Origin of the sequence: Thalassobellus citreus (assembly GCF_044385915.1) — a bacterium.
Taxonomy (GTDB): domain Bacteria; phylum Bacteroidota; class Bacteroidia; order Flavobacteriales; family Flavobacteriaceae; genus Thalassobellus; species Thalassobellus citreus.
On record NZ_JBISCC010000104.1, the window covers coordinates 1 to 24,900 of the forward strand.

General features: G+C 31.5%; 17 protein-coding genes. 5 read left to right on the top strand and 12 right to left on the bottom strand.

What is annotated here, in order from left to right; translation table 11 throughout:
- Nucleotides 1-183: 183 nt before the first annotated feature.
- The 7 genes from xerA to tamL form a co-directional block, all read right to left on the bottom strand.
- The gene (gene xerA / locus ACH5TX_RS01295; protein ID WP_439337750.1) at nt 184-1,350 is read right to left on the bottom strand and encodes a site-specific tyrosine recombinase/integron integrase; all 1,167 of its coding nucleotides are present in this window, start codon (nt 1,348-1,350) and stop codon (nt 184-186) included.
- A 100-nt stretch (nt 1,351-1,450) separates the two neighbouring features.
- Entirely contained in the window at nt 1,451-3,709 is a 2,259-nt protein-coding gene (locus tag ACH5TX_RS01300) for a polyribonucleotide nucleotidyltransferase (protein ID WP_439337751.1), read from the bottom strand.
- A gap of 274 nt (nt 3,710-3,983) precedes the next feature.
- Entirely contained in the window at nt 3,984-4,253 is a 270-nt protein-coding gene (rpsO, locus tag ACH5TX_RS01305; RefSeq protein WP_439337094.1) for a 30S ribosomal protein S15, read from the bottom strand.
- Between the two features lie 154 nt (nt 4,254-4,407).
- A complete protein-coding gene (locus tag ACH5TX_RS01310) occupies nt 4,408-4,938 on the bottom strand; it encodes a hypothetical protein (RefSeq protein ID WP_439337752.1) in 531 nt (176 codons plus the stop codon).
- A gap of 31 nt (nt 4,939-4,969) precedes the next feature.
- A complete protein-coding gene (gene accD / locus ACH5TX_RS01315) occupies nt 4,970-5,827 on the bottom strand; it encodes an acetyl-CoA carboxylase, carboxyltransferase subunit beta (RefSeq protein WP_439337753.1) in 858 nt (285 codons plus the stop codon).
- A gap of 267 nt (nt 5,828-6,094) precedes the next feature.
- A complete protein-coding gene (gene fbaA / locus ACH5TX_RS01320) occupies nt 6,095-7,162 on the bottom strand; it encodes a class II fructose-bisphosphate aldolase (RefSeq protein WP_439337754.1) in 1,068 nt (355 codons plus the stop codon).
- A gap of 179 nt (nt 7,163-7,341) precedes the next feature.
- Nucleotides 7,342-9,876, bottom strand: coding sequence for a translocation and assembly module lipoprotein TamL (gene tamL, locus ACH5TX_RS01325; protein ID WP_439337755.1), 2,535 nt, complete (start codon nt 9,874-9,876; stop codon nt 7,342-7,344).
- A 139-nt stretch (nt 9,877-10,015) separates the two neighbouring features.
- Between tamL and ACH5TX_RS01330 the strand changes: the two genes are divergently transcribed.
- Entirely contained in the window at nt 10,016-10,741 is a 726-nt protein-coding gene (locus ACH5TX_RS01330) for a TrmH family RNA methyltransferase (protein ID WP_439337756.1), read from the top strand.
- Here ACH5TX_RS01330 and porT read toward each other — a convergent pair.
- Both porT and ubiE read right to left on the bottom strand, forming a co-directional pair.
- Nucleotides 10,735-11,463, bottom strand: coding sequence for a type IX secretion/gliding motility protein PorT/SprT (porT, locus tag ACH5TX_RS01335; RefSeq protein WP_439337757.1), 729 nt, complete (start codon nt 11,461-11,463; stop codon nt 10,735-10,737). The two genes, ACH5TX_RS01330 and porT, sit on opposite strands and share 7 nt — an antisense overlap.
- 4 nt (nt 11,464-11,467) lie before the next feature.
- Nucleotides 11,468-12,193, bottom strand: a complete 726-nt coding sequence (ubiE, locus tag ACH5TX_RS01340; RefSeq protein WP_439337758.1) for a bifunctional demethylmenaquinone methyltransferase/2-methoxy-6-polyprenyl-1,4-benzoquinol methylase UbiE — start codon at nt 12,191-12,193, stop codon at nt 11,468-11,470.
- Nucleotides 12,194-12,390: 197 nt separating this feature from the next.
- On the opposite strand from ubiE, the gene trkA reads away from it, so the two are divergent.
- The gene (gene trkA, locus ACH5TX_RS01345; RefSeq protein ID WP_439337759.1) at nt 12,391-13,740 is read left to right on the top strand and encodes a Trk system potassium transporter TrkA; all 1,350 of its coding nucleotides are present in this window, start codon (nt 12,391-12,393) and stop codon (nt 13,738-13,740) included.
- A gap of 25 nt (nt 13,741-13,765) precedes the next feature.
- Nucleotides 13,766-15,259 (top strand): TrkH family potassium uptake protein, encoded by a 1,494-nt coding sequence (locus ACH5TX_RS01350; protein ID WP_439337760.1) that lies wholly within the window; start codon nt 13,766-13,768, stop codon nt 15,257-15,259.
- A gap of 286 nt (nt 15,260-15,545) precedes the next feature.
- Here ACH5TX_RS01350 and ACH5TX_RS01355 read toward each other — a convergent pair whose 3' ends face one another.
- A complete protein-coding gene (locus tag ACH5TX_RS01355; RefSeq protein ID WP_439337761.1) occupies nt 15,546-16,730 on the bottom strand; it encodes a pyridoxal phosphate-dependent aminotransferase in 1,185 nt (394 codons plus the stop codon).
- 33 nt (nt 16,731-16,763) lie between these two features.
- On the bottom strand, nt 16,764-17,858 hold the full coding sequence (locus ACH5TX_RS01360; RefSeq protein WP_439337762.1) for a fatty acid desaturase family protein: 1,095 nt from the start codon (nt 17,856-17,858) through the stop codon (nt 16,764-16,766).
- 144 nt (nt 17,859-18,002) lie between these two features.
- Here ACH5TX_RS01360 and rsmG point away from each other — a divergent pair, with 144 nt between their 5' ends.
- Entirely contained in the window at nt 18,003-18,632 is a 630-nt protein-coding gene (gene rsmG / locus ACH5TX_RS01365; protein ID WP_439337763.1) for a 16S rRNA (guanine(527)-N(7))-methyltransferase RsmG, read from the top strand.
- Here the strand turns inward: rsmG and ACH5TX_RS01370 are convergent, their stop codons facing one another.
- Entirely contained in the window at nt 18,633-19,592 is a 960-nt protein-coding gene (locus ACH5TX_RS01370) for a tetratricopeptide repeat protein (protein ID WP_439337764.1), read from the bottom strand. It abuts the gene before it with no gap.
- Between the two features lie 282 nt (nt 19,593-19,874).
- On the opposite strand from ACH5TX_RS01370, the gene ACH5TX_RS01375 reads away from it, so the two are divergent.
- Nucleotides 19,875-24,830, top strand: a complete 4,956-nt coding sequence (locus tag ACH5TX_RS01375) for a DUF8202 domain-containing protein (protein ID WP_439337765.1) — start codon at nt 19,875-19,877, stop codon at nt 24,828-24,830.
- Nucleotides 24,831-24,900 lie beyond the last annotated feature (70 nt).

A 24,900-nucleotide genomic window follows, 5' to 3' on the forward strand; every position in this document is an offset into this window, starting at 1 on the left:
ATTTACTGTCACATATTTAACATTCTTTTCGTCTTCGACAAAGAATTTTTTCTGCACTTGTCCGTAAGTATTTGAGAAAATTAAAAGTGCTAATAATAATATTTTGTTCAAATTTTCTTGTTTTGGGTAATGTTGTACAACTCGTTATATAATCATTTTTATTAATCATATCCCGTAAATAAATCAGGATATGGTAAGGGTTTTGTTGCTGTTATCCGGTAAAGATAATTTTTTTATAACATTATCTAATGGGCTTTTTATTTCTTGTAAATCTTTTCTTGTTACATGCGTGTAAATCATAGTTGTTTCAGGTCTGCTATGGCCTAATAATTCCTGAATATATCGTATATCTATACCTTGTTCTAACATATGTGTAGCATAGCTGTGCCTAAGTGTATGCGGAGTGATTGTTTTTGTTATTCCTGCTGCTTCTGTGCTTTTTCTTAAAAATGCACGAATAGACCCTGGACTATATTTCCCGCCTTTAGGGTTTTCAATAAAATATACTTTAGGCTTATACGTATTGTGATAGTTTTTTAATAACGGAAAAAGACTTTCGGCAATAGTTGTATACCTATCTTTTCTTCCTTTTGCATTTTTAATATGAAGTTGTTTTCGTTTAAAATCAAAATCACTGAGTTTTAAATCAATAATTTCTCCTACTCTTAACCCAGATCCATAAAGCATAGCTATTACTGTACGATGTTTAAGGTTTTTAGTAGATTGTAAAATACTCAACACTTCTTCAATACTTAATACAATAGGTAACTTTTTATCCTTTTTAGGCATATAGATTTTGTCTACATTAATAGAGCATGCAGGATAAAAGTAGGCGAAATGCTTTAAACCACTAACTAGTTGTCTGTGGGTGCTAACCGCATAATTTAATTTTTCTACTGCCCATTCTATATAATATCTTACATCATTTTCATTAAGGTCGTCTATAGGTTTTTTGCCCGTAAAACGTAAAAACTCAAGTATAAAACCACTATAACTAGCAATAGTACTCTTACTAAATCTTTTACCTTTTAGAAACTCTAAAAAATGGCGGTAAATTATTGTTTTTTCTTCGTTTAGCGGTTCTAATTCAATGTTAACACCTTTTTTATAAAGTGGAATTGTGTCATTACTAGTATTGTCTAAAAGAATTAAGTTCCCCTTTTTTATATACTCTTTAATATTTTCTAACCGAACTTCGTTGTAATAAATGTAAAATGTTCGGTGCGTTTTAGACCAACGCACGCCATTAAATTTTTTTATATATTCTTTAGTTTCAAAGTCATATTGAAATTTAATAGCAATACAACTTTTAGACCGATGTTTAAATGGTTCTAATGTAATTGAAGTCATAGTCTAGTTTCTTAAAATTACAATTTGTACATAAATATACACAAAAAAAGCCTGTTTCAAAATTAGAAACAGGCTTTAATACATTATAATTTAAAAGAAATTAATCTTCTTTCTTATCTTCTCTAGGTTTTCTATCGTCTCTGCGGTTATCGCGTCCACGATTATCTCTACCTCTGTTATCACGTCCACCACGATTATCTCTAGAGTTGTCTCTAGGTGGTCTTGCAACATAACCTTCTGGTTTTGGTAAAATAGCTTTACGAGATACTTTTTCTTTACGAGTTCTTGGGTCTACACCAAAGTACTTCACATCAAAAACATCACCCATATTAACAACGTCTGTTACATTTTCAGTACGTTCCCAAGCTAATTCGCTTACGTGTAATAAAACTTCGTTTCCTGGAGCATCTGTATATTCTACAACAGCACCAAAATCTAACATTTTAATAACTTTTACTTCGTATACACTACCAACAGTTGGTTTAAATAATAACGAATCTATTTTTGCTTGTACAGCATCAATACCTTCATTACCTACACCTAATATTTCAACAATACCTTCTTCGGTAACAGGGTCTTCGTTAATAACAATTGTTGTATTAGTTTCTTTTTGTAATTCTTGAATTACTTTTCCACCAGGACCAATTAATGCACCAATAAATTCGTTAGGAATTTTTCTAGTAATCATTTTTGGAGAGTGCGCTTTTACATCAGCATTAGGAGCAGCAATCGTATCGGTTAATTTGCTTAATATGTGTAAACGTCCGTCACGAGCTTGTTTTAGTGCATTCACTAAAATCTCATAACTTAAACCTTTTACTTTAATATCCATTTGGCAAGCAGTAATACCATCGGCAGTACCAGTAACTTTAAAGTCCATATCTCCTAAATGATCTTCATCACCTAAAATATCAGATAGTACAGCATATTTTCCAGATTCAACATCTGTAATTAATCCCATAGCAATACCAGAAACAGGTTTGTTTAACTGTACACCAGCATCCATAAGTGCCATAGTTCCTGCACAAACTGTTGCCATAGAAGACGAACCGTTAGATTCTAATACTTCAGATACTACACGAACAGTATATGGACAATCTGCAGGTACCATATTTTTTAATGCACGTTGTGCTAAGTTTCCGTGTCCAACCTCACGTCTAGAAGTTCCTCTTAAAGGTCTAGCTTCTCCAGTTGAGAAAGGAGGGAAGTTGTAATGTAAATAGAAACGTTCTTCACCTTCATAAGATGCCATATCTATTTGGTTTGCTTCTCTAGAAGTACCTAAAGTAACCGTAGCTAATGCTTGTGTTTCTCCACGAGTAAATATAGACGAACCATGTGTAGATGGTAAATAATCTACCTCACACCAAATAGGTCTAATTTCGTCAGTTTTACGACCATCAAGACGTAAACCTTCGTTTAAGGTTAAATCTCTAACAGCAGCTTTTTCTGCTTTATAGAAATATTTAGAAACTAAATCTCCAAAATCTTCTAATTCTTCTTCACTAAAAGCAGCTTTTACCTCTTCTTTAATCTCTTCAAAAGCGGCGCTTCTTTCGTGTTTTGCTGATGCTTTTTTAGCAACCGCATATACTTTATCGTAAGCTAATTCTTTTACTTTTTTCTCTACAGCTTCGTCTTCTCTTTCTGGTTCGTACTCACGTGTTTCTTTTTTACCAAAAGCTTCTGCTAATTTTACTTGAGCAGCACATTGTACTTTAATAGCTTCATGAGCAAATTTTATTGCTTCAGCCATTTCTTCTTCAGAAATCTCTAACATTTCACCCTCTACCATCATTACAGAATCGGCAGAAGCTCCAATCATCATGTCTATATCAGACTCTTCTAATTGAGCACGTGTTGGGTTAATTATAAATTGGCCATTTATACGACCAACTCTAGCTTCAGAAATTGGAGTTTCAAAAGGAACATCAGATAATTGAATAGCTGCAGAAGCGGCTAATCCTGCCATAGCATCTGGCATAACATTTTCATCATGAGACATTAATTGAATCATAACTTGTGTTTCTGCATGATAATCTTTTGGGAATAACGGACGTAAAACACGGTCTACTAAACGCATGGTTAAAACTTCACCGTCACTTGGTCTTGCTTCTCTTTTAAAGAAACCTCCTGGATAACGTCCAGCAGCAGCAAACTTTTCTCTGTAGTCTACCGTTAAAGGTAAAAAGTCTACATCGCTTTGTTTGTAGTTAGAAACTAATGTACACAAAAGCATACAGTTTCCAGATTGTACAACAACAGAACCATGTGCCTGTTTTGCTAATTTTCCAGTTTCAATAGAAATTTCTCTACCGTCACCTAGGTCTATGACCTCTTTAAAAACTTTTGGAATCATAAATTTTTTTAATTCTAATTAAACAATGGTCGTTGTGTTGTTGTGTGTAGTTGTTGTATGCGACCAATGAAAAACTATTTATCCTGAACTCGTTTCAGGATCTGCTTATTCATAATTATCGAATGTTATACTCTTTCGATGCGAGTTATTATATCTATGTGGGCGTTACCTAAAGGTCGGGCTTTCCGCTATATCTTTTTGTGAAAAACAAAAAGGATGCCGCATCAATCCCTAACGCAAAAACAAAAAAGAGGCTGCGAAGCCTCTTTTTTAATTATTTTCTTAATCCTAATTCTTTTACTATGGCACGATATCTTAAAATATCTTTCTTAGTTAAGTAATCTAGTAAGCTTCTTCTTTTACCTACTAATTTTACTAACGAACGCTCTGTATTATAATCTTTACGATTGTTTTTTAAGTGCTCAGTTAAGTGATTAATTCTTTGTGTAAATAGAGCAATTTGCCCTTCTGCAGAACCAGTATCGTTTTTACCTTTACCGTGTTTTGCAAACATTTCTTGTTTCTCTTCTTTTGATAAATACATGCTAATATTGTTGTAAATAATTTTTATGTACACGAAAGCTCTTCTTTCGAGCGGCAAATATAGTAAATTTTAATGATTTGAAAGTGTTATAAAATAAAAAACACCTGTCTAGTTTTTTTAACCTAACAGGTGTATATTCTGATCTAATAAAAAATTAGATTACATCAATAGTAAATGTAGATTCTAATTCAATTATAATATTAAAAGTTACAGGAGTAGTACTTAGTTCTCCAGACAATGTAATTGTAGCTGTTGAGTTGTTTTTTAAATAAGTAGCTATACCTTTTAGTTTATCTGTGTTTTCAATACTATAAATAGTATTGTTATCGTCAGATTGTTTTAAGTTAATAGCATTAACAGCAATAATAGTTCCTCCAATATTTAAAGATGCATTTGTTATTGTTGCGTTCTCTGCACCTGTAAAATCTGAAATTTCATAGGTTAAAGAGTTAATTGTTGCATCTTGAATTAAATCTAAATTTTTATTAATCTCTGCATTGGTTGAGATATCTATAGTTGAAGATTCTGATAATGATGTAGCATTACCACCATCGTTATCTGGAATAGATATTTCAATAGAGGTATCAAAATCTTCAGTAATATCAAATTCTGTTAGTTTGTCTATTTCGCTACAATTAAAAACAGTTGCAATTAAAAGTAATAATAGGTTGATTTTTAGTCTCATGAAATTTGGTTTTGAGGTTAGTAATTGTTTTTTAAGCTCTCAAAGGCTGATTTAATATTAAATCAAGATATTGATTTACCTTATCTTTTAAATTTCTTCTTAATGTAATAAAGTCTAAGAAACCATGTTCTAATAAAAACTCAGACGTTTGAAATCCTTCAGGTAACTCTTTACCAGTAGTGTCTCTTACAATTCTAGGACCTGCAAAACCAATTAATGCTCCAGGTTCGCTAATATTTATATCTCCTAACATAGCAAATGAAGCTGTTGTACCTCCCGTAGTTGGGTCTGTACATAACGAAATATAAGGTATGCCAGCATCTGCTAATTGCGCTAATTTAACCGATGTTTTAGCTAATTGCATTAACGATAAAGCAGCTTCCATCATACGAGCACCTCCAGATTTAGAGATAACCATTAATGGTATGTTGTTTTTTAAAGAATAATCGGCTGCTCTAGCTATTTTTTCGCCAACAACACTTCCCATAGAACCTCCAATAAAGGCAAAGTCCATACAGGCAATTACTAAATCTTTTCCTTTAGATTTTCCAACAGCACATCTAACCGCATCTTTTAATTTGGTTTTTTCTTGTGCCGCTTTTAAACGTTCTGGATATTTTTTTGTGTCCTCAAATTTTAAAGGATCTTTAGACTCTAATTTTGCGTCTAGCTCTTTAAATTTATTATCGTCAAAAAGTATTTCGAAGTATTCTTTACTGCCTATTCTAACATGGTAACCATCTTCTGGACTTACATAGAAGTTTTTTTCTAATTCTTCGGCATCAACAATTTTACCCGTAGGAGATTTATACCACAACCCTTTTGGGGTGTCTTTTTTCTCCTCTGTAGTAGTTGTAATTCCTTTTGTTTTTCTTTTAAACCAAGACATATTAATTTACGTTTTATAGTTTACGATGTTATTTATAACAAGGTTTGCTTTATTAATCTGTTGACTTTAATAGTCAAAAAAATAACAGAAAGCCTAACTACAAAATTAAGTCTTTTTTTAATTTTGGAGGTAATGCCCTTGTATTTTTATTAAATACAGTTGCTTGTTTGTTTGTAAGGGTCTTGTTTATAGTGTTTTAATAAAAAAAAATAAAGGCTCTGAAATAAAACAGAGCCTTTAAATTATTGTATTGTTGTAAACCTTTTTTTATAAAGTATTTACATTGTTTAAATCTTCAAACGCTTTTTTCAAACGTTCTACAAACGTATTTTCTCCAGCACGTAACCAAACTCTTGGATCGTAGTATTTTTTGTTTGGTACATCGGCACCATCAGGGTTTCCAATTTGTCCTTTTAAATATTCAGCTTTTTCACCCATGTAATCACGAATACCACTCATGAAAGCATATTGTAAATCGGTATCAATATTCATTTTAATAACACCATAGCTAATTCCTTCTCTAATTTCTTCAACTGTAGATCCAGATCCACCGTGGAATACAAAATCAATGTGGTTTTCTTCAACACCATATTTTTTTGTAATATATTCTTGAGAGTTTTTTAAGATTTTTGGAGTTAATTTTACATTTCCTGGTTTGTAAACACCATGAACGTTTCCAAAAGCAGCAGCAATAGTAAATTGGTCACTTACTTTGCTTAATTCTTCATAGGCATAAGCTACTTCTTCTGGTTGTGTGTATAATTTAGAATCATCAACATCTGTATTGTCTACACCATCTTCTTCACCGCCTGTAATACCTAATTCAATTTCTAAAGTCATACCCATTTTAGACATACGCTCTAAATAGGTTTTGCAAATTTCAATATTTTCTTCAATTGGCTCTTCCGATAAGTCTATCATATGCGAACTGAAAAGAGATTTTCCTGTTTCAGCAAAATGTTTTTCACTAGCATCTAATAACCCGTCTATCCAAGGTAATAATTTTTTAGCACAGTGGTCTGTGTGTAAAATTACAGGAACACCATAAGATTCAGATAATGTATGTACATGTTTTGCACCTGCAATGGCACCAGCAATAGCTGCTTTTTGCCCGTCGTTACTTAATCCTTTTCCAGCATTAAATTGAGCGCCACCGTTAGAAAATTGAATAATTACTGGAGCATTTAAGTCTCTAGCTGTTTCTAAAACACCATTAATAGTGTCAGATCCTATAACATTAACTGCTGGTAAAGCATAGTTGTTTGCTTTAGCATGGTTAAAAATTGCTTGTACTTCTTTACCTGTAGCAACTCCTGGTTTTATATTGTGTCCCATTTTTAAAAAATAAATTAATTAGTATTTTGTAGTTCTCAAAAGTAATGATTTTTTAAATAAAGAGTTATGGTTTTCTAACTTGAAAAGAATAAAAAGAAACTAAAACGTTGTAGTTATTTATGTTTTTAGTTCTTGTAAACTAAGAATATAAGAGAAAAAATATATAATATTTTTAGGAGTTAAAAAGGGTAGTTAATACCAATGTTATATACAGCGTTATTAAAATTGTAATCGTTAAACCATCGGTTTTGTTCTCGGTACGAAGGATCGTAAGTTTTAAATCCTACATCAAACCTGAATACAAAAAAGCTAAAATCATAGCGCAAGCCTAAACCAGAACCTATAGCAATATCTTTTAAAGAACTAAAATTTGAAAATGTTGCATTGGTGTCGTCTACATCATCTAAAACATTCCAGATGTTTCCAGCATCAATAAAAATGGCTCCGTTTAAGCTGCCAAATAAATTAAAACGCTCTTCTATACTAAAAGCTAACTTTAAATTAGCCTCATTAAATTCGTTTGTAGTTTCAGAACTTCCTGGTCCTAAATTATATGCAGACCAAGCTCTGTTGTCATTAGGTCCTCCCGCAAAGAAACTTTTTGAAAACGGTATACTTGATGAGTTTCCATAAGGAATAGCAACGCCTAAAAAACTTCGTATTGCTAATATATTTTTATTGCCTAAATCCCAGTGTTTTATATAATCAAATTCAGTTTTAATGTATTGTGAAAAAGCAACATTTAGTAGTTCATAACGATTATCATTATTCTTTTTAACCCCTAAAAGTTTAGATGCGTTTGCTAATAAATTACCTGCCGATTCTAATTTAAAACGAAAGATTGAGAAGTTTTGATCAAATATATTGGTTCTTTCATCTTTTGTGAAACTAAAACTAGAAGACAAAATTAGATTGTTCTCAGTAAGTCTGTTTTTACGTTCGTTAATACTGTTTACGGTTTTAAGTTGTGTACTCGATATTTCGCTTGGCGGTACATCATTCAGTACATAATCTATAAACGCATTAGCTTCATCAGGAATATTTAAACTACTGTCAGGACTTATGTAGCTAACATCTCGAGCTATTTGGTTTAATGAATTAAATGAGTTTTGATATACGCCAAAATAGTTTTCAATATTTAAGTTTCTAACATATTGTACATTAAATAAATCTAGTTTATTTGTTTTTTTTGTATTTGGATGCCAATTGTAATTAAAAGTGCCACTTAAAGTTTGTTTGTCTAGCCCTATATTAGTTTGGCTTGTTGTAGATAAACTTATTCTGGTTGAAGGCAGCATGTATTTTGGTATAATATTTTCAGTGTAAAAAGGTGAAAATAATCGAGGGATGGTTAGTTTTAAATTGGCTCCAATTTCATTGATGTCAAAAAACGGATCGTTCAGGTTATTTCTATTTTGATCATCTGATGCTCCAATAGATCCAATAGCAGAAACTTCTAATGTTTCTGCGCCTCTAAAAATATTTCTAATTAACAAACTAGGATTTAATGAAAGCCCAATGGTTTGAATGTTGTTTTTTGATACATCTGCATTAAAAACGAGACTGAATTTTTTTAAAGGTGTTAGGCGTATGGTGTCTGATAAAGTGTTGTTGTCATTGTTTTCAACATGTTCAATATTTGGGTATTTAAAAGTTCGTAACCCATTTAAATGCCTATAAGTTCTTGTTCTGTCTATATCTTTAAATAAGGTTCCAGGGTTTATAAACATAGCGTCAGTAATCGCTTTAGGGCGATACTTGATTTTATCGTACGCATAAAGTTTATAACCATTGTATCTTATAGAATCTTGAAAAGGTTTACCTCTGTTTTCATATTTGTAATCGGTAATAATATTTACATCATCTATATGATAAACTTTAAAAGGCTCTCTTCTTATTGAATCGGGTGTTCTTATGGCTCTGTTTAATATTTGAACATCAATATTTACTTTTTTATTGGTGCCAATAGTATCTATTTCAAAAGTTATATAGTCTTGATTAAAATGAAAAATACCAGAGTTTCGTAATTTGTTTGAAATTCTATCACGCTCATTTACTAAATTCTCAGTTTTGTATTGTTCTTTCTGTCTTATTAAAGAATTTTTTTTGATGGATTTGTATAGCGAATCTATTATTGGTGAGGCAACTTTGCTTGAAATAGTGTCTAAAATATATGCTTTACCAGTTTTAGTTTGGTATTCTATTTCTGCTCGTTTATTTTCTTTTTTATTAACATTATAAGTTGTTTCAACATCAAACCAGCCATTATTTATATGATAATCTTGTATGCGTTTTACAGATTTTTTGGTTCTTATGTCATCAATAATTACTGGAGCTTCACCTGTGGTTTTTAGCCAATCATTAAATCCTAATGAAGATTGTTTAAGTTGGTTAACTTGTTTTTTTGAATATTTATTTACTAAGCGCTCTCTTCGTTTTGGGTTTTTATCTAGCCAAGCTTCAAAAATAGAATCTTTATTAGGTCGTGCCATATTGTATATATGTAAGCGCAACGGAATGCCTAGAATTTTTCTATTTGGTTTTTGATAAAGTAAATTGTTAATTACTTCTGTGTTTACTTTTTTATCGTTTATTGAGATGGTGTTTTTAGTAAGTAATTGCTCATCTTCAGCAACTCTTTTAACAGCATCACATGAAGTGAAACATATAGTGATTAAAAGGAGTATTGATATTTTAAAAGGTATTAGTTTCAAATGAAAATGATAGTTATTTCAGGTTTTAAACTTTAAAAGCGTACAGTATTTGTAAGTTTGTAATTAAAATGTTTTTTAATAAATTCAAAAATACATTATTTAAACAAAAAGAATGTTTAAATAATTTTATAAAAATAATATGCTTTCAAAAAGTCAAATAAAATTAATAACGAGTTTAAAGCAAAAAAAATATAGACAACAACATGGTTTTTTTGTTGTTGAAGGTATAAAAACAATAAAAGAGCTTTTGCAGTCTCAGTTAGTGCTTCATGTATTATATACGACAGAAACCTTCAACATTGATGCCAAAGATGAAATTTTAATTACTGAAACCGATTTAAAGCGTATTAGTTTTTTAACAACGCCTAATAAAGCTTTAGCTGTTTTTAAAATACCTCAGTCTAAAACCATAAATAATAATCAGCTAATTGTAGCACTTGATTCTGTTCGAGATCCTGGGAATTTAGGAACTATTATAAGACTTTGCGATTGGTTTGGAGTTACAGATTTGGTGTGTAGTAAAGAAACTGTAGATTGTTTTAACCCAAAAGTAGTACAGGCTACTATGGGATCTATTACCAGAGTGAATATTAGTTATGTTGACTTAGAAGTGTTTTTAAAAGCAAGTAACGCTCCTGTTTTTGGAGCTTTTATGGATGGAGAAACTGTTTATGAAAAAGAATTGCCAAAACAAGGTGTTTTGGTTATGGGGAATGAAGCCAATGGAGTTTCTAAAGAAGTTGAAGCTATTATAAGTGAAAAAATATCAATACCAAGATTTGGAGATACTCAAGTTACTGAGAGTTTAAATGTCGCTACAGCAACTGCTATTTTGCTGAGTGAGTTTAAACGTCGGGTTTATTGAAACGTAAAATTAATAAAAACACCACGTGTTTTCATGTTGGTAATATTACTTGTCCATGGGCTATTAGGGTCTTTGTCTCTAATAAGTTCGTCGTTAATAGCAAATAAGCCTCTAATAGAAGGCGTGAACTTAAAATTATATAAGTAGAAGTCTATACCGAAACCTAGCTCATAAAAAAGCATATTTTTTTTAGTTCTAAATTGCCCACTACTGTTATCGTTTGGGTTTGTTTCGTTGCTAGATAAGTTTAAAGCTGTTGATAAACCACCCACTATAAATGGTTTAAAATTATTAACACGTTTTGTCGAAATTTTGACTAATAAAGGTACATGAATATATGTAGACTTAACTTCTCTTGTTAAATCAGATGTTTTAAAGTCAATGCCTTGAAAATAAGTTTGACTATAATAAAGTTCTCTAGTTGTAATAAGTAAACCAGGTTCTAAACGTAAGTCTATAAAGTTGTTTATTCTTAGATTACCAATTAAACCAACACTAAAACCAGGACTTCTTTTTACATAAATATCTCTTAAGTTTTCATTGTAGTCAAAGTTAAAATCATAATTGTTGATGCCTAAAAAATAGCCCCAACGTAGTAAGTTATTATCGGTACCACCTTTACCTTGGTTGGCATCATAAGTTACTTTCTCTTTTCTAAATAACTGCGCATTAGAGGTTTGAATTATGAATAAAAAGGCTAATACTATAAAAACGTGCTTCATGTTATTACTTAGATGATTTATAAATTGTTGCCACACCAAAAGTTTGTGGAAAATCTTCAACATTAATAAACCCAATTTTACGTAAAATATTGTTTAAAGCTTCTCCATAAGGAAAAGCAGATGCAGATTCGCATAAATATTTATAGGCACTTCTATCTTTTGAAAACACACGACCAATTAAAGGTAAAATGTTTTTTGTGTAGAATTTATACCCTTGTTTATAAGGCGATTTACTAGGGATAGATGTTTCTAAAATAACAAAGGTGCCATTAGGTTTTAGTACTCTAAAAATTTCTTTCAACCCATTTTCTAAAGTTTCAAAATTCCTAACTCCAAAAGCAACGGTAATAGCATCAAAGCTATTATCTTCAAAAGGCATATTCTCACTATCACCTAAAACCATGTCTATTTTAGATTCTAAACCTTTCTTTTTAATTTTTTGTTTGCCAATTTCGAGCATGCCACTACTAATATCAAAACCAACAATTTTGGTTGCATTAGTTTCAGCAAGATTAATAGCTAAATCACCAGTTCCAGTGGCAATGTCTAGAATAGTATCAGGATTATTTTCTTTAACAAATTTTACTACTTTTTTGCGCCATTTAATATCAATTCCAAAGGAGATAACACGATTTAATCCATCATAATCTCCAGAAATAGTATCAAACATTTGGGTAACTTGTTCTTTTTTACCTAAATCGCTGTTTTTGTAGGGCTTAATTTTTGACAATGCTATATTTTTTTCGCAAACCTACATAATTTATTTTGACTTTAAAATAACAACGAAGCTTAAAATGAGTTTGAATGCCTTAGATTTAGCTTAAATCGTGAATCTGTAAATGATTAATATTTTACTTATATGAATTCATTTTTCGTGTCAATTATAATTTATAGTATCTTTGAGACTTCTTTTTATGATATAAAAAAATGAAAATAATCATTGCAGGTGCAGGTGAAGTTGGATTTCATTTGGCAAAACTATTGTCTTATGAGTCTCAAGAAATCACCCTAATCGATCCAAATAAAAAAAGTTTAGCATACGCCGATACACATTTAGATATTCGAGTTATAAAGGGCGATGCTACTTCAATTGCTATTTTAAAAGACGCACGTGTTAATACTTGTGATTTGTTTATAGCAGTAACATCAAGCGAAACAACTAATATTACTGTTTGTGTTTTAGCTAAGCAATTAGGTGCTAATAAAACAATTGCTAGAATTACGAATACCGAATTTATTCATTTTAAAGATGAGGTTGGATTTACAAAATTTGGTATTGATGAGTTAATTTCTCCAGAAGCTTTGGCAGCTGCCGAAATTCAGTTGTCTTTAAAACAATCGTCTTTTAACGAGAATTACGAGTTTGAAGATGGTGCATTAACCATGGCGGGTTTAACACTTTCTAAAACGGCTTCATTTATAGGTAAAACAGTAAAGGAAGCAGCTCAAATTTTTCCAGAAATACATTTTGTGCCTATTGCTATACAGCGTTTTGGTACGCAATATACTATTATACCTAGAGGAGATACAAAGTTTAAACGCGGCGATAATGTGGTGTTTATAACTTCTGAAGGTGGCGATGAAGAACTTTGTAGACTTACAGGTAAGGTTAATAGCGAAATTAAAAACGTCATGATTTTAGGCGGAAGTAAAATAGGCTATAAAACCGCTAGAGATTTAAGTGGAAAAGGATTTAATGTTAAGTTATTAGAAGGCGATAGAGATAAAGCTTTCGATTTGGCAGAGGAACTAACAAAGGTCTTAGTAATTAATAGTGATGGACGTAATGTAGATTTGCTTGATGAAGAAAATATAAACGAAATGGATGCTTTTATAGCTGTAGGAGCAAATTCTGAAACAAATATTATGTCTTGTTTAGTTGCTAAATCTAAAGGCGTTAAAAAAACCATAGCTTTAGTAGAGAATATCGATTATTTTGATTTATCACATTCCATAGGTATTGATACACTAATCAATAAAAAACTACTAGCAGCAAATAATATTTTTAGGTATATCCGTAAAGGAGAAGTTGTAGCCATGACAAAGCTTAATAACTTAAATGCAGAGTTGTTAGAGTTTGAAGTTAAAGGCACATCGGCCATTTGTAATAAAACAATTAAAAATGCTAATTTTCCTAGAACAGCAATTATTGGAGGTGTTGTTAGAAACGGAGAAGGTATGATAGCGCTAGGTGATTTTAAGATTGAAGAAGGCGATCGTGTTGTTGTATGCTGTTTGTTGCAATCAATAAAACGCGTTGAAAAATTATTTCTTTAAAAATCTAATTAAAAAGTAATACATATTGAGACTCAATTATAAGATTATTTTTCACTTTTTAGGATTGCTATTATTATTTAATGGTGGTTTTATGTTGCTTTCTGCCCTTGTAAGTTTAATTTATAAGGATGGCGTTACATTTCAAATATTTCTTGCAGGTATATTAACGCTTGTTATAGGTGTTATTGGGATGTTATTTACCCGAAAGCATAAAAAAGAAATGAACAAGCGCGAAGGTTATATTGTAGTAGCCTTTGGTTGGGTAATTATGTCTTTATCGGGCACCTTGCCTTATGTATTAACAGAAAGTATTCCTGGTTTTACAAACGCTTTTTTCGAAACCATGTCTGGTTACACCACTACGGGAGCCTCTATTTTAAATGATATTGAAGCAGTCCCAAAAGGAGTCTTGTTTTGGAGAAGTACCACGCATTGGATAGGAGGTATGGGTATTATTGTATTAGCTATAGCCATATTACCTTTATTAGGAATTGGAGGTATGCAGCTCTTTGCAGCAGAAGCTCCAGGACCAAGTGCCGATAAATTACATCCTAGAATTACAGATACAGCAAAGCGTTTATGGCTTATTTATTTTGGGTATACAGCTGCCGAAACATTGTTTCTTAAATTAGCTGGTATGTCGTTTTTCGATGCTATAAATCATTCTATGGCAACCTTATCAACAGGTGGTTTTTCAACAAAAAATGCGAGTGTAGCCTATTGGAACAGTCAACCAATAATTCAGTATATCATTATATTGTTTATGTTTTTGGCGGGTACGAATTTTGTATTAAGTTATTTTGCATTTAAAGGCAAAGTTCAAAAAATTATTAAAGACGAGGAGTTTAAACTATATTTTAAATTTGTTTCTGTTTTTACTATAATAGCGGCACTTATTATTTATTTTAAAGCCGATGTCTCAATATCATCTATAGATCACCCAATGGTTTGGGGCGAAGGCGAAAGTGCTTTTAGGCATGCCTTATTTCAAGTACTTACAGTTGTTACAACAACTGGTTTTATCTCTGCCGATTATACATTGTGGGCGCCTTTTTTAGGTGTGCTTTTTTTCGGACTTATGTTTCTAGGTGGTTCAGCAGGAAGTACCTCTGGAGGTGTAAAAGTAGTACGCCATTTAATACTTATTAAAAACGGTTTTTTAGAGTTTAAGCGTACGCTTCATCCTAATGCCATTGTGCCTGTTCGTTATAATAAAAAAGCTATCAATAGGTTTATTGTATTTAATGTTTTAGCCTTTTTTATATTATACATGCTATCGTTTATTATAGGAGCTTTAGTTTTTTCTATGTTCGAAATAGATCTTATTTCTTCCATAGGTTTATCGGCTTCTAGTTTGGGTAATGTAGGACCTGCATTTGGTAATTTCGGACCCGTAAATAATTATGCTGCATTACCTCCTTTAGCAAAATGGTGGTCGTCATTTTTAATGCTTATTGGACGTTTAGAACTCTTTACGGTACTTATATTGTTTACACCTTTCTTTTGGCGAAATAGGTAAAACGTATTTTATTATTTAAGCTTTTTGGGCGTTACCACAAGGGTCGCGCTTTTCATTACTAGTTTTGGCTCGATGCACGCCTCGCCAAAAGCTAACCATTGCAATCGCTAACGCGGGTTTGTCTGTGGTTTTTTAGTTTTTTATTGGTGTCTTGTTATATTTTGAAAGTTCTTCGTTAGTCTTATTTTCTTTGTTACTTTATTTATAGTAATTTGGTATTTAATAAAATAAAAAAAGGCCACTAATTAATTAGTGGCCTTTCAAATTTATATCTGTTGTTCGTGTATTAACTTACAGCATCTTTTATTCTCTTAATAGCTTCAATAATTTGCTCTTGAGAAGCGGCGTATGAAATACGAATACAATCTGGATTTCCAAACGCTTCACCAGTAACAGTTGCAACAAGCGCTTCTTCTAATAAATATAAAGAGAAATCAGTAGCATTGTTTATTGTTTTTCCACGAAGTGTTTTTCCAAAATAATATGATACATTAGGGAATACATAAAATGCACCTTCTGGTGTATTCGATTTAAATCCTTCAACATCATTTAATAATCCTAAAATTAAATCGCGACGTACTTTAAACTCGTCAATCATGTATTGAACACGAGAAGGCGATTCGTTTAAAGCTGTAATTACAGCACGTTGTGCAATACAGTTTGCACCACTAGTAATTTGACCTTGCATTTTGTTACAAGCACGTGCTATTTTTTCTGGAGCACCAATGTATCCAATACGCCATCCTGTCATAGCAAATGCTTTAGAAACACCATTTACTGTAATTGTTCTGTCGTACATATCATCAAACTCAGCAATACTTGCATGACCACCTATATAGTTTATGTGTTCGTAAATTTCATCAGAAACCACATATATGTTTGGGTGTTTTGCTAATACATCTGCTAAACCTCTTAATTCTGCTTTGCTATAAACAGATCCACTAGGGTTACAAGGCGAGCTAAACCACATCATTTTTGTGTTTGGTGTAATCGCTGCTTCAAGTTGCTCTGGTGTCATTTTAAAATCGGTATCAATAGACGTTTTAACTTCTACAGGAACACCGTCGTTTAACTTAACAATATCAGAATAACTTACCCAGTAAGGACAAGGTAAAATAACTTCGTCACCTTTGTTAAGCATCACACCTGCAATATTTGCTAAAGCTTGTTTTGCTCCAGTAGATACTACAATTTGAGGTAGTGTATATGTTAAGTTGTTATCACGTTTAAATTTAGTAATAACAGCTTCTTTTAACTCTACATAACCATCAACTGGTGTGTACGAGTTGTAATCTTCGTTAATTGCTTTTATAGCTTCGTCTTTAATAAAGTCAGGTGTATTAAAATCTGGTTCGCCTAAGCTTAACCCGATAATATCTTTTCCTTCTCCTCTAAGTTCTCTTGCTTTTGCCGCCATTGCTAAAGTTGCAGACGTAGCCATGTTTAAAATTCTTTCAGAAAGTAAACTCATTTTTTTATTTGTTTATGGTGGTATTTGTAAAGTTTAGGCTATGCTAGGTTTTTTACCTAGAACCTTTAATTGGTTATAATGCTCTGAAACTGCTTTCCAAAATGTGTTGTATTCATTGTATGGTAAGCTAAATTCTTGCGCAGTTTCTTTAACTATTTTTGCTATTTTGCTATAATGTACGTGACTAATGTTTGCAAACAAGTGGTGTTCTACTTGCCGGTTTAATCCACCTGTATAAAATTCTACAATCCAACTTTTCGGTGAAAAATTTGATGTTGTAAACAATTGATGAATAGCCCACGTGTTTTTCATATTTCCGTTTTCATCAGGAGTAGGCATTTCTGTATTAGGCATTACGTGCGCTAATTGAAATATAACACTTAAAATAATACCAGCAGTGTAATGCATAATTAAGAAGCCAAGTAAAACTTCCCACCAAGCAAAGCCTAATGATAATGGTAAAACAACCCAAATAGAATAATAAATTATTTTTCCAATAATTAATTTAGTCCATTGTGTCGCTGGATGCGGAAGTTTGCCATAAGCTAACTTTCTTTTAAGATATTTATATGTTTGTACAAAATCGGTAGTAATAGCCCAATTTGCAGTTAATAAACCATATAAAAAGAAGGCGTAATATTTTTGATACTGATGAATTTTTAACCATTTTGTATGCTTAGAAAAACGAATAATTCTACCTGCATCAATATCTTCATCATGACCTTGTATATTTGTGTAAGTATGATGTAATACGTTATGTTGTACTTTCCAGTTATAGTCGTTTCCAGCTAAAATGTAAATACTACTTCCCATTAATTTATTAACCCATTTTTTACTTGAAAAAGAACCATGGTTGGCATCATGCATTACATTCATGCCAACACCAGCCATTCCAATCCCCACAATGACCATGAATAATATTTGAGCCCAAACAGGTAAGTCAATAGTTAAAATTAAAACAACAGGAACAATAAGTAAAGCAAACATAACAATGGCTTTAGTGTATAGCTTCCAGTTTCCTGTGCGTTTAATGTTATTATCTTTAAAATAATCATTAACACGCTTATTCAGCGTTTTAAAAAATTTTGCTGAGTCCGTTCTCGAAAAGGATAAAGCTTGTTTTGTCATGCTATTAATTTTAAATATGCATACAGATTATTGTGTATAAACAATATGCGGCGCAAAGATAGGTATAAACCAACTTAAGTAATAACGTTTTTTTGTAAAAAAACGGATATAAAAAGTATATTTTTGTTGAAAATTTAACATTACATGGAACTTGTTTTAAAATATTTCCCGAATTTAACGGAAGATCAAATTGATAAATTCAAGAAATTAGAATCGCTTTATCAAGATTGGAATTTAAAAATTAATGTCGTCTCTAGAAAAGACATAGACGAGCTTTATTTAAGGCATGTTTTACATTCTTTAGGCATTGCAAAAGTTATTAGTTTTAAAGATGGAAGCCGTATTATGGATGTTGGTACAGGTGGTGGTTTTCCAGGAATTCCTTTGGCAATTTTATTTCCAGAATGTTCTTTTCATTTAGTTGATAGTATAGGGAAAAAACTAAAAGTAGTCGATGAGGTTGTTGAAGGCTTAGGGTTAACTAATGTAAGAACAACACATAGCCGTGTAGAAGATATTAATGAAACATACGATTTTATAGTAAGTCGTGCAGTAGCTGCTATGCCAACATTTGTACATTGGGTAAAAGGAAAAATTGCTAAAGAACAAAAGCACGAGCTTAAAAATGGTATATTATATTTAAAAGGAGGCGATTTAACCGAAGAACTTAAAGATTATAGAACTACTACAATTTATAATTTACCCGATTATTTTTCAGAAGATTTTTATGAAACAAAAAAAGTGGTGCATTTACCTTTAAAATTTAAAGGGTAATTATTTTAAGGCAATCAATTTGTCAATATATTTTTTAAAGTATAAATTTTGGTTTTGATATAAGTATGTATTGCTATATTGTTCAATATCTGTAATTGTTTTCTGGGGTAATAATATAGCATTGGCTCTATCAAAATTTAATTTAGCATTTACTAAATCATCTATTTGATAGTACGTTATAGCTAAGCCAAGATAAGAATCAAAATCTACTGAGTCAAATTTTAGAGCTGAAGAAAAATCAGAAATAGCCTCATGATATTTGCCTAGGTATAAGTTTGATGAGCCACGATAAAAATAAGCATAAGAATTATTTTTATTAAGCCTTAATGATTTAGTTAAATCTGACTTTGCTTCTTTGAAATAATTTAATTCCATTAAAAATATACCTCTATTATAATATGAATCAGCATTTGGTTCAATCAAAACAGCTGTATTAAAATCTTGTACTGCACTTTTGAGATTTCCTGAAGATTTGTAAGCATATGCACGTAATGTATATGCCATAGAGTTGTATGGGACTTCTTTTATATAACTTGAAAAATCTTTTATAGCACTATCAAATTCTCCTAAATCAAATTTCACGCAAGCTAAGCTATAAAGAGCGTCTAAAAATCTTTTATCAAGTTCATGGGCTTTAGCGTAATCATTTTTTGCGCCTTCAAAATCTTGTAAACTATATCTAGAGTTTCCTCTGTTATAATATGTGTCTGCATCTGGTTCCGTTAGTATAATCTTAGAATAGTCTGCAATTGCGCCGTAATAATCACCCAAATCATTTTTTGCAATGGCTCTATAGAAATAAGCGTCAAGTTTTTCAGGTTCTAACTCAATAGCATCTGTAAACAATTCTATTTTTTCTTTTAAATCGATTGTTTTAAGTCCTTTTCTTATAATTTTATTGGCTTGACCAAGTATAATTATTGGAAATACAATGAAGATTATGATAATGCTTTTTTTCATAGTTGGAATAGCAACAAATAATATGCCGTTTTTTCAGAATAAAGTTAGTGATATTTTTATTTAAAATAACTTATGTTTTTTTATAATCTTTTAAAAAAATATTTTCAGGTCATAAAACGATTTATTTTCATATAAAATGTAGTTTTTTAGCTACATTAGGTAATTAAAAATGCGTTTCAGCGATTTTATTTGTATTTTAGTCTATAATAATGTATGTTTGCTTTGCTATTTTAATTAAAAATTAGTCTCTCACATAAAAATTAACAGTTTAAAAAAATTTATATGAGAAGATCTATGCCCTCTAGTCTAGCACAGTTTTTAGTTTTTGTGTCCTTCTTACTAATTAGTTTTTTTGGTAATTCGCAAATTATTCAAGTAGAAATTTTAGGAGGAGCCGTCGTTTATCAAGGCTCAACAGTTACAATAAATGCAGGTTCTAGTATTGATTTTAGAATTACTAACATTGATGGGAGTAGTTGTAAAGGGAATAGAAAGGTAAAAGTAAGAGATATAGATATTGATAATACTGCAGACTTTGATATTACACCTAATAATCCCAAAAAAAACATAAAACAAGCAACTTGTTGGGGTAATAGTTATAGTAAACGACTTGATTTTAACATAGAAAACACTAGGTATGATTGTGCAACAGTAAGTACTTTGGTTACTATAGAAATGCGTAATTTACCTGATTTTACGTTTACTGTAGAAGTTAATTCTGCTCCTGAAATCTATGTTTTAGGAGGTGACCCATGGGAAGAGGTAGATCATAATAGCGGAACTACAACAGATAGTAACGGAACGTATTTTGGTGTGGTAGAAGAAGGCACTGTTATTACAAGACGGTTTTTAGTAGCAAATATTGGTAGTTGTGATATGAATATTCTTTCTGCTACAAGTAATAATGCAGACTTTGTAGCAACATCTTCACTTTTTGGAATTCCATATAATGATTTAGAGCCTTATAGGGGTATTTATATAGATGTTACTTTTACGGCGCCTATAGCTGGAACAGGAACACAATCGGCCACAATTAGTATTTCAACTAACGATCCTGATATCGATCCGTTTTTGCTAAATGTTAGTGCAGAAATGTTTAATGAGAATATACCAGGTCCAGGAGGTATTACATCAAGCTTTAAATTATGGTTAAAATCGACTAGAGGTATTGTTACTTCAGGTTCTGCTTTAACAGATTGGTTAGATTTAGGTACTAATGGTAAAAACGCTACTACTGTAGTGGGTAAAGAACCAACATTTGTAGATGACGAGTTAGAAAATATTAATTTCAATCCTGTAGTAAAATTTGAAAATGATGGAGCTAGTATTGAACAATATATGTATAACAATACGTCTCCAATAAGTGGTTTTTATAACCATGATATTTTTATAGTGATGGTGCCTGAAGCAACTATGACGAGCGCATCTACTAGAAATACCATTTTTGCAGGTATAGATTCTGGTAATGCAGGAGATATTACAGGTGTTGGATTTGGGAATTATTCTTCAGAATTTACAGGTGAAACTTTATCTTATAATCAAGATGTCGATGGAGGAGGAAGTTTTAATGGGGACGCAGTAATAGGTTCGTCATATGCTAATGCAGGAATTATTAATGTTAGAAATAATTTGGCTGTGTCTCCTACAGCACAAGAAATCTTATACAATTCAGATGTTTTAGCAACAACGAATGTTACAGATGTTGCTTTTACAAATATTTCGGGTAGCGAATATTGGTTAGGAAAGAATTTTGATATACAAGGAAGTTTAAATGGTCGTGTTGCAGAGGTTTTTACATTTTCTGAGCGTTTAACTGATGCAGATAGACAAAAGGTAGAATCATATTTAGGGATTAAATATGGTATCACTTTAGGAGCGTCAACTGAAGCAGAAAAAGATTATATCAATTCATTCGATACTTCAGTTTGGGACATTTCAGCTGATGCTGCTGCGTTTAATCATCATATAGCAGGTATTGGTCGAGATTCCATTTCCGATTTAAATCAAAAACAATCTAAAACCATCAATACTACTGGAGAGGTAACTATAGGATTAGGAGGTATATATACTACAAATACTATAAACCCTAATGAGTTTAAAGCTGATGGTGATTTTTTAGTATGGGGTTGTAATAACGCTCCTTATACAGGTGTGAATACTAATACTGTAACTATTGCAACAGGTATTACTACAACCTTAACAAGAATTGATAGAAAATGGAAAATAGTTGAATCTATTGAATCAGGATCTGGAGGCGATATTGAAACAGTCTTTATGTCTATTCCGGTTACTGTATTTAATAGCTTTCCAAAATTGGCTTCAGAAGAATATGCGCTTATTGTTGCTGATAATCCTAATTTTGCTGATGGAGATATTATTGATGTTATTCCTTTAGTGTTAACGGAAGATGACTATGGGGACTTTCATCTTAAAACATGGTATGATTTTGATGATACTAATTATTTTACTTTTGGTAAAGTCTCAAATTTATCTGAAAACCATTCTATGAATTTGACTTCAGGTGATTTTCTCGTAGGAGGATCTGATCTTAGATTTAATGTCGATTCTTTTTCTATTTCAGCATGGATTAAATGTGCAGCTAATGCTAGTGATAGAACTATAATGGCTAAAGGAGAAAAGTTTCAGGTTAGATTAAATGGAACTGGAAATGTAGAAGTTTATTTTGATAATATTGTTACACCAGTATTTACTTCAACTATGGATGTTGACGATGGGAAATGGCATAATATGGCTTGTGTTTATAATAGTGGTTCATTGTTAATGTATATTGATGGTGTTTTAGATCATGTTGTTCAGGATATAGTCAACCCTTACATTAGAGGTAGGGATAATTTTTCTATTGGTGCGGTATATAATGATAAGAATAGCATTACTAATCCGCTCATGGGCGAAATTGATGAAGTTTGTATATGGGGTGTTGGGTTGACGGAAAGTCAAGTACGGTATTTAATGAATCAAGAAATTGAACGATTTGATGATGGTGGTTATGATTATATAAGAGGGAAAATATTACCTCAAGCTGCATCGAGTAATGAAATAACAAATATAGAATGGGGTAATTTAAAAGTGTACTATAATTTTAATTCTTTTTATGGCTCAACAGCAAAATGGTTAGCATACAATCTAGATGATGATATAGACGAACCTTATTTTTTACGATTAAATTATTTAAATAAAAACAAACAGGTTGTAGATTATCAAACGGCTCCTTTACCTTATAAGTCTGCAAATGCTGGCGATTGGGATACAGCCACAACATGGAGTGATAATGCAGATCAGGTTATTCCAAATTCTTTAAGTTTAGATGGTACAACCATTATTGATTGGAATATTGTTGAAATTTCACATGATATTGATTCTGGCGATAGAGATATTTCGCTTTTAGGTTTAATACAAGCAGCAGGAACATTAACTATGGCAGATCCTGTAGTAACAATTCCGGTTGAAAATAATGCAGGTCAAGCCTTAACTATTTCTCATTATTTAGAGTTAGATGGTGTTATAGATTTAGTTGGAGAATCTCAATTAATACAAACCGAAGGTAGTATTATTGATGAAGATAGTGGTGGTTATATTGAAAGAGATCAGCAAGGAACTGCTAATGGTTTTAATTATAATTATTGGTCGTCATCAGTAGGTCCAATTGGTGGTAACGTTGCAACACGAGGAACAGGTATTTCATCAACAAATGCTAATCATACGCTTGCAGATGTTATAAAGAATGGTACAGATTCTGATGGTTATGCAGATCTTAATTTTGACGCTTCTCCTTCTGGAGGAACAACGCCTCCTCCAGGTTTATCAAGAACTATTAGTACTTATTGGTTGTATAAATTTTATGGAGCTGCAGATAATTATTATGCGTGGGCAAAAATAGATGAGAGTTCTTCTATATTACCTGGTGAAGGGTTTACAATGAAAGGGACATCAGGCTCAGTGCCTATTACTGATATGCAAAATTATGTATTTAGAGGTTTGCCAAATAATGGGGATATTACTTTAGCTCTTGATAAAACATCGGGAGAAGTCGAAAGATTAATAGGGAATCCTTATCCATCTGCTATAGATGCAACTGAATTTATATTAGATAATATGAGTGTTGCTGATGGTGGCAATAACACCACAGGAACTGTATTTAATGGCGCTTTATATTTTTGGGATCATTTTGGAGAGCAAAACTCACATAATTTAGCTGATTATGTTGGAGGATATGCAACTAGAAATTTAATAGGTGGAGCTGCTGCAATTTCTAATGATAGTCGAATTAATAATACATCAGATGGAGGAAGTGCCGCAATTGGAACTAAAGTGCCAGGGGAATATATTTCTGTTAATCAAGGGTTTTTTGTTTCGACGGTTTTAGGTGGTTTTGATAATGATAATGGAGTTGCTATTTCTACCGTTGATGGTGGAGATATTGTATTTAAAAATAGTCAACGTGTTTATGCTACTGAGGATGGTACAAATTCTTTGTTTTTAAAGTCTCCAAATAAAAAAGCAAGTAAAAGTAATATTGGCAAAAAGGATAATACTCCAACAATAAAACTATTATATAGTTCTCCTTTAGGGTATCACAGGCAAATAGTTTTAGGAGAAAATAAAAACGCCACTGTTAATTTTGATATGGGTTATGATGCTTTTATGGTTGATGTTGCTGTAGAAGACATGTATTGGGAATTAAATAAGAGCAAATTAGTCATTCAAGGAGTTAATCGTTTTAATTCACCTCAAGAATTTCCGTTAGGTATAATTGTTAAAAAAGCAGGTTTAGCAAGTGTGAAAGTAGAAACTATAGAAAATATTGATACAGACACTTCAATTTTTATAAAAGATAAATTAACAGAAGAAATTTTTAAAGTTAATAATACTGCGTTTGATGTTTTCTTAGAGCCAGGAATTTACGAAGATAGGTTTGTGCTAGTTTTTCAATATGCTACTGATAATAAATCATTAAATGTTGAAGAGAGTGTTAATGATGAAATTGATAATGTAATAGTTTATTATGATAACAAAGTGTCTAGGGTTGAAGTTATTAATAAAAATGATTTAAATATTTTAAATGTTTCAATTCATAATGTTTTAGGACAAAGAGTTAAGTATGTAGAATCAAATTCAACTTCAAATATTTCAATTCCTGTTAATGAGTCTAAAGGAACTTATTTTGTTAATATACATGCCGTAGAAGGTATGTTTACTAAAAAGATTATTTTAAATTAAATATTTATCTAATAGAATTTAAGTTTATTTTTTTTTTTTTTTTTTTTTTTTTTTTTTTTTTTTTTTTTTT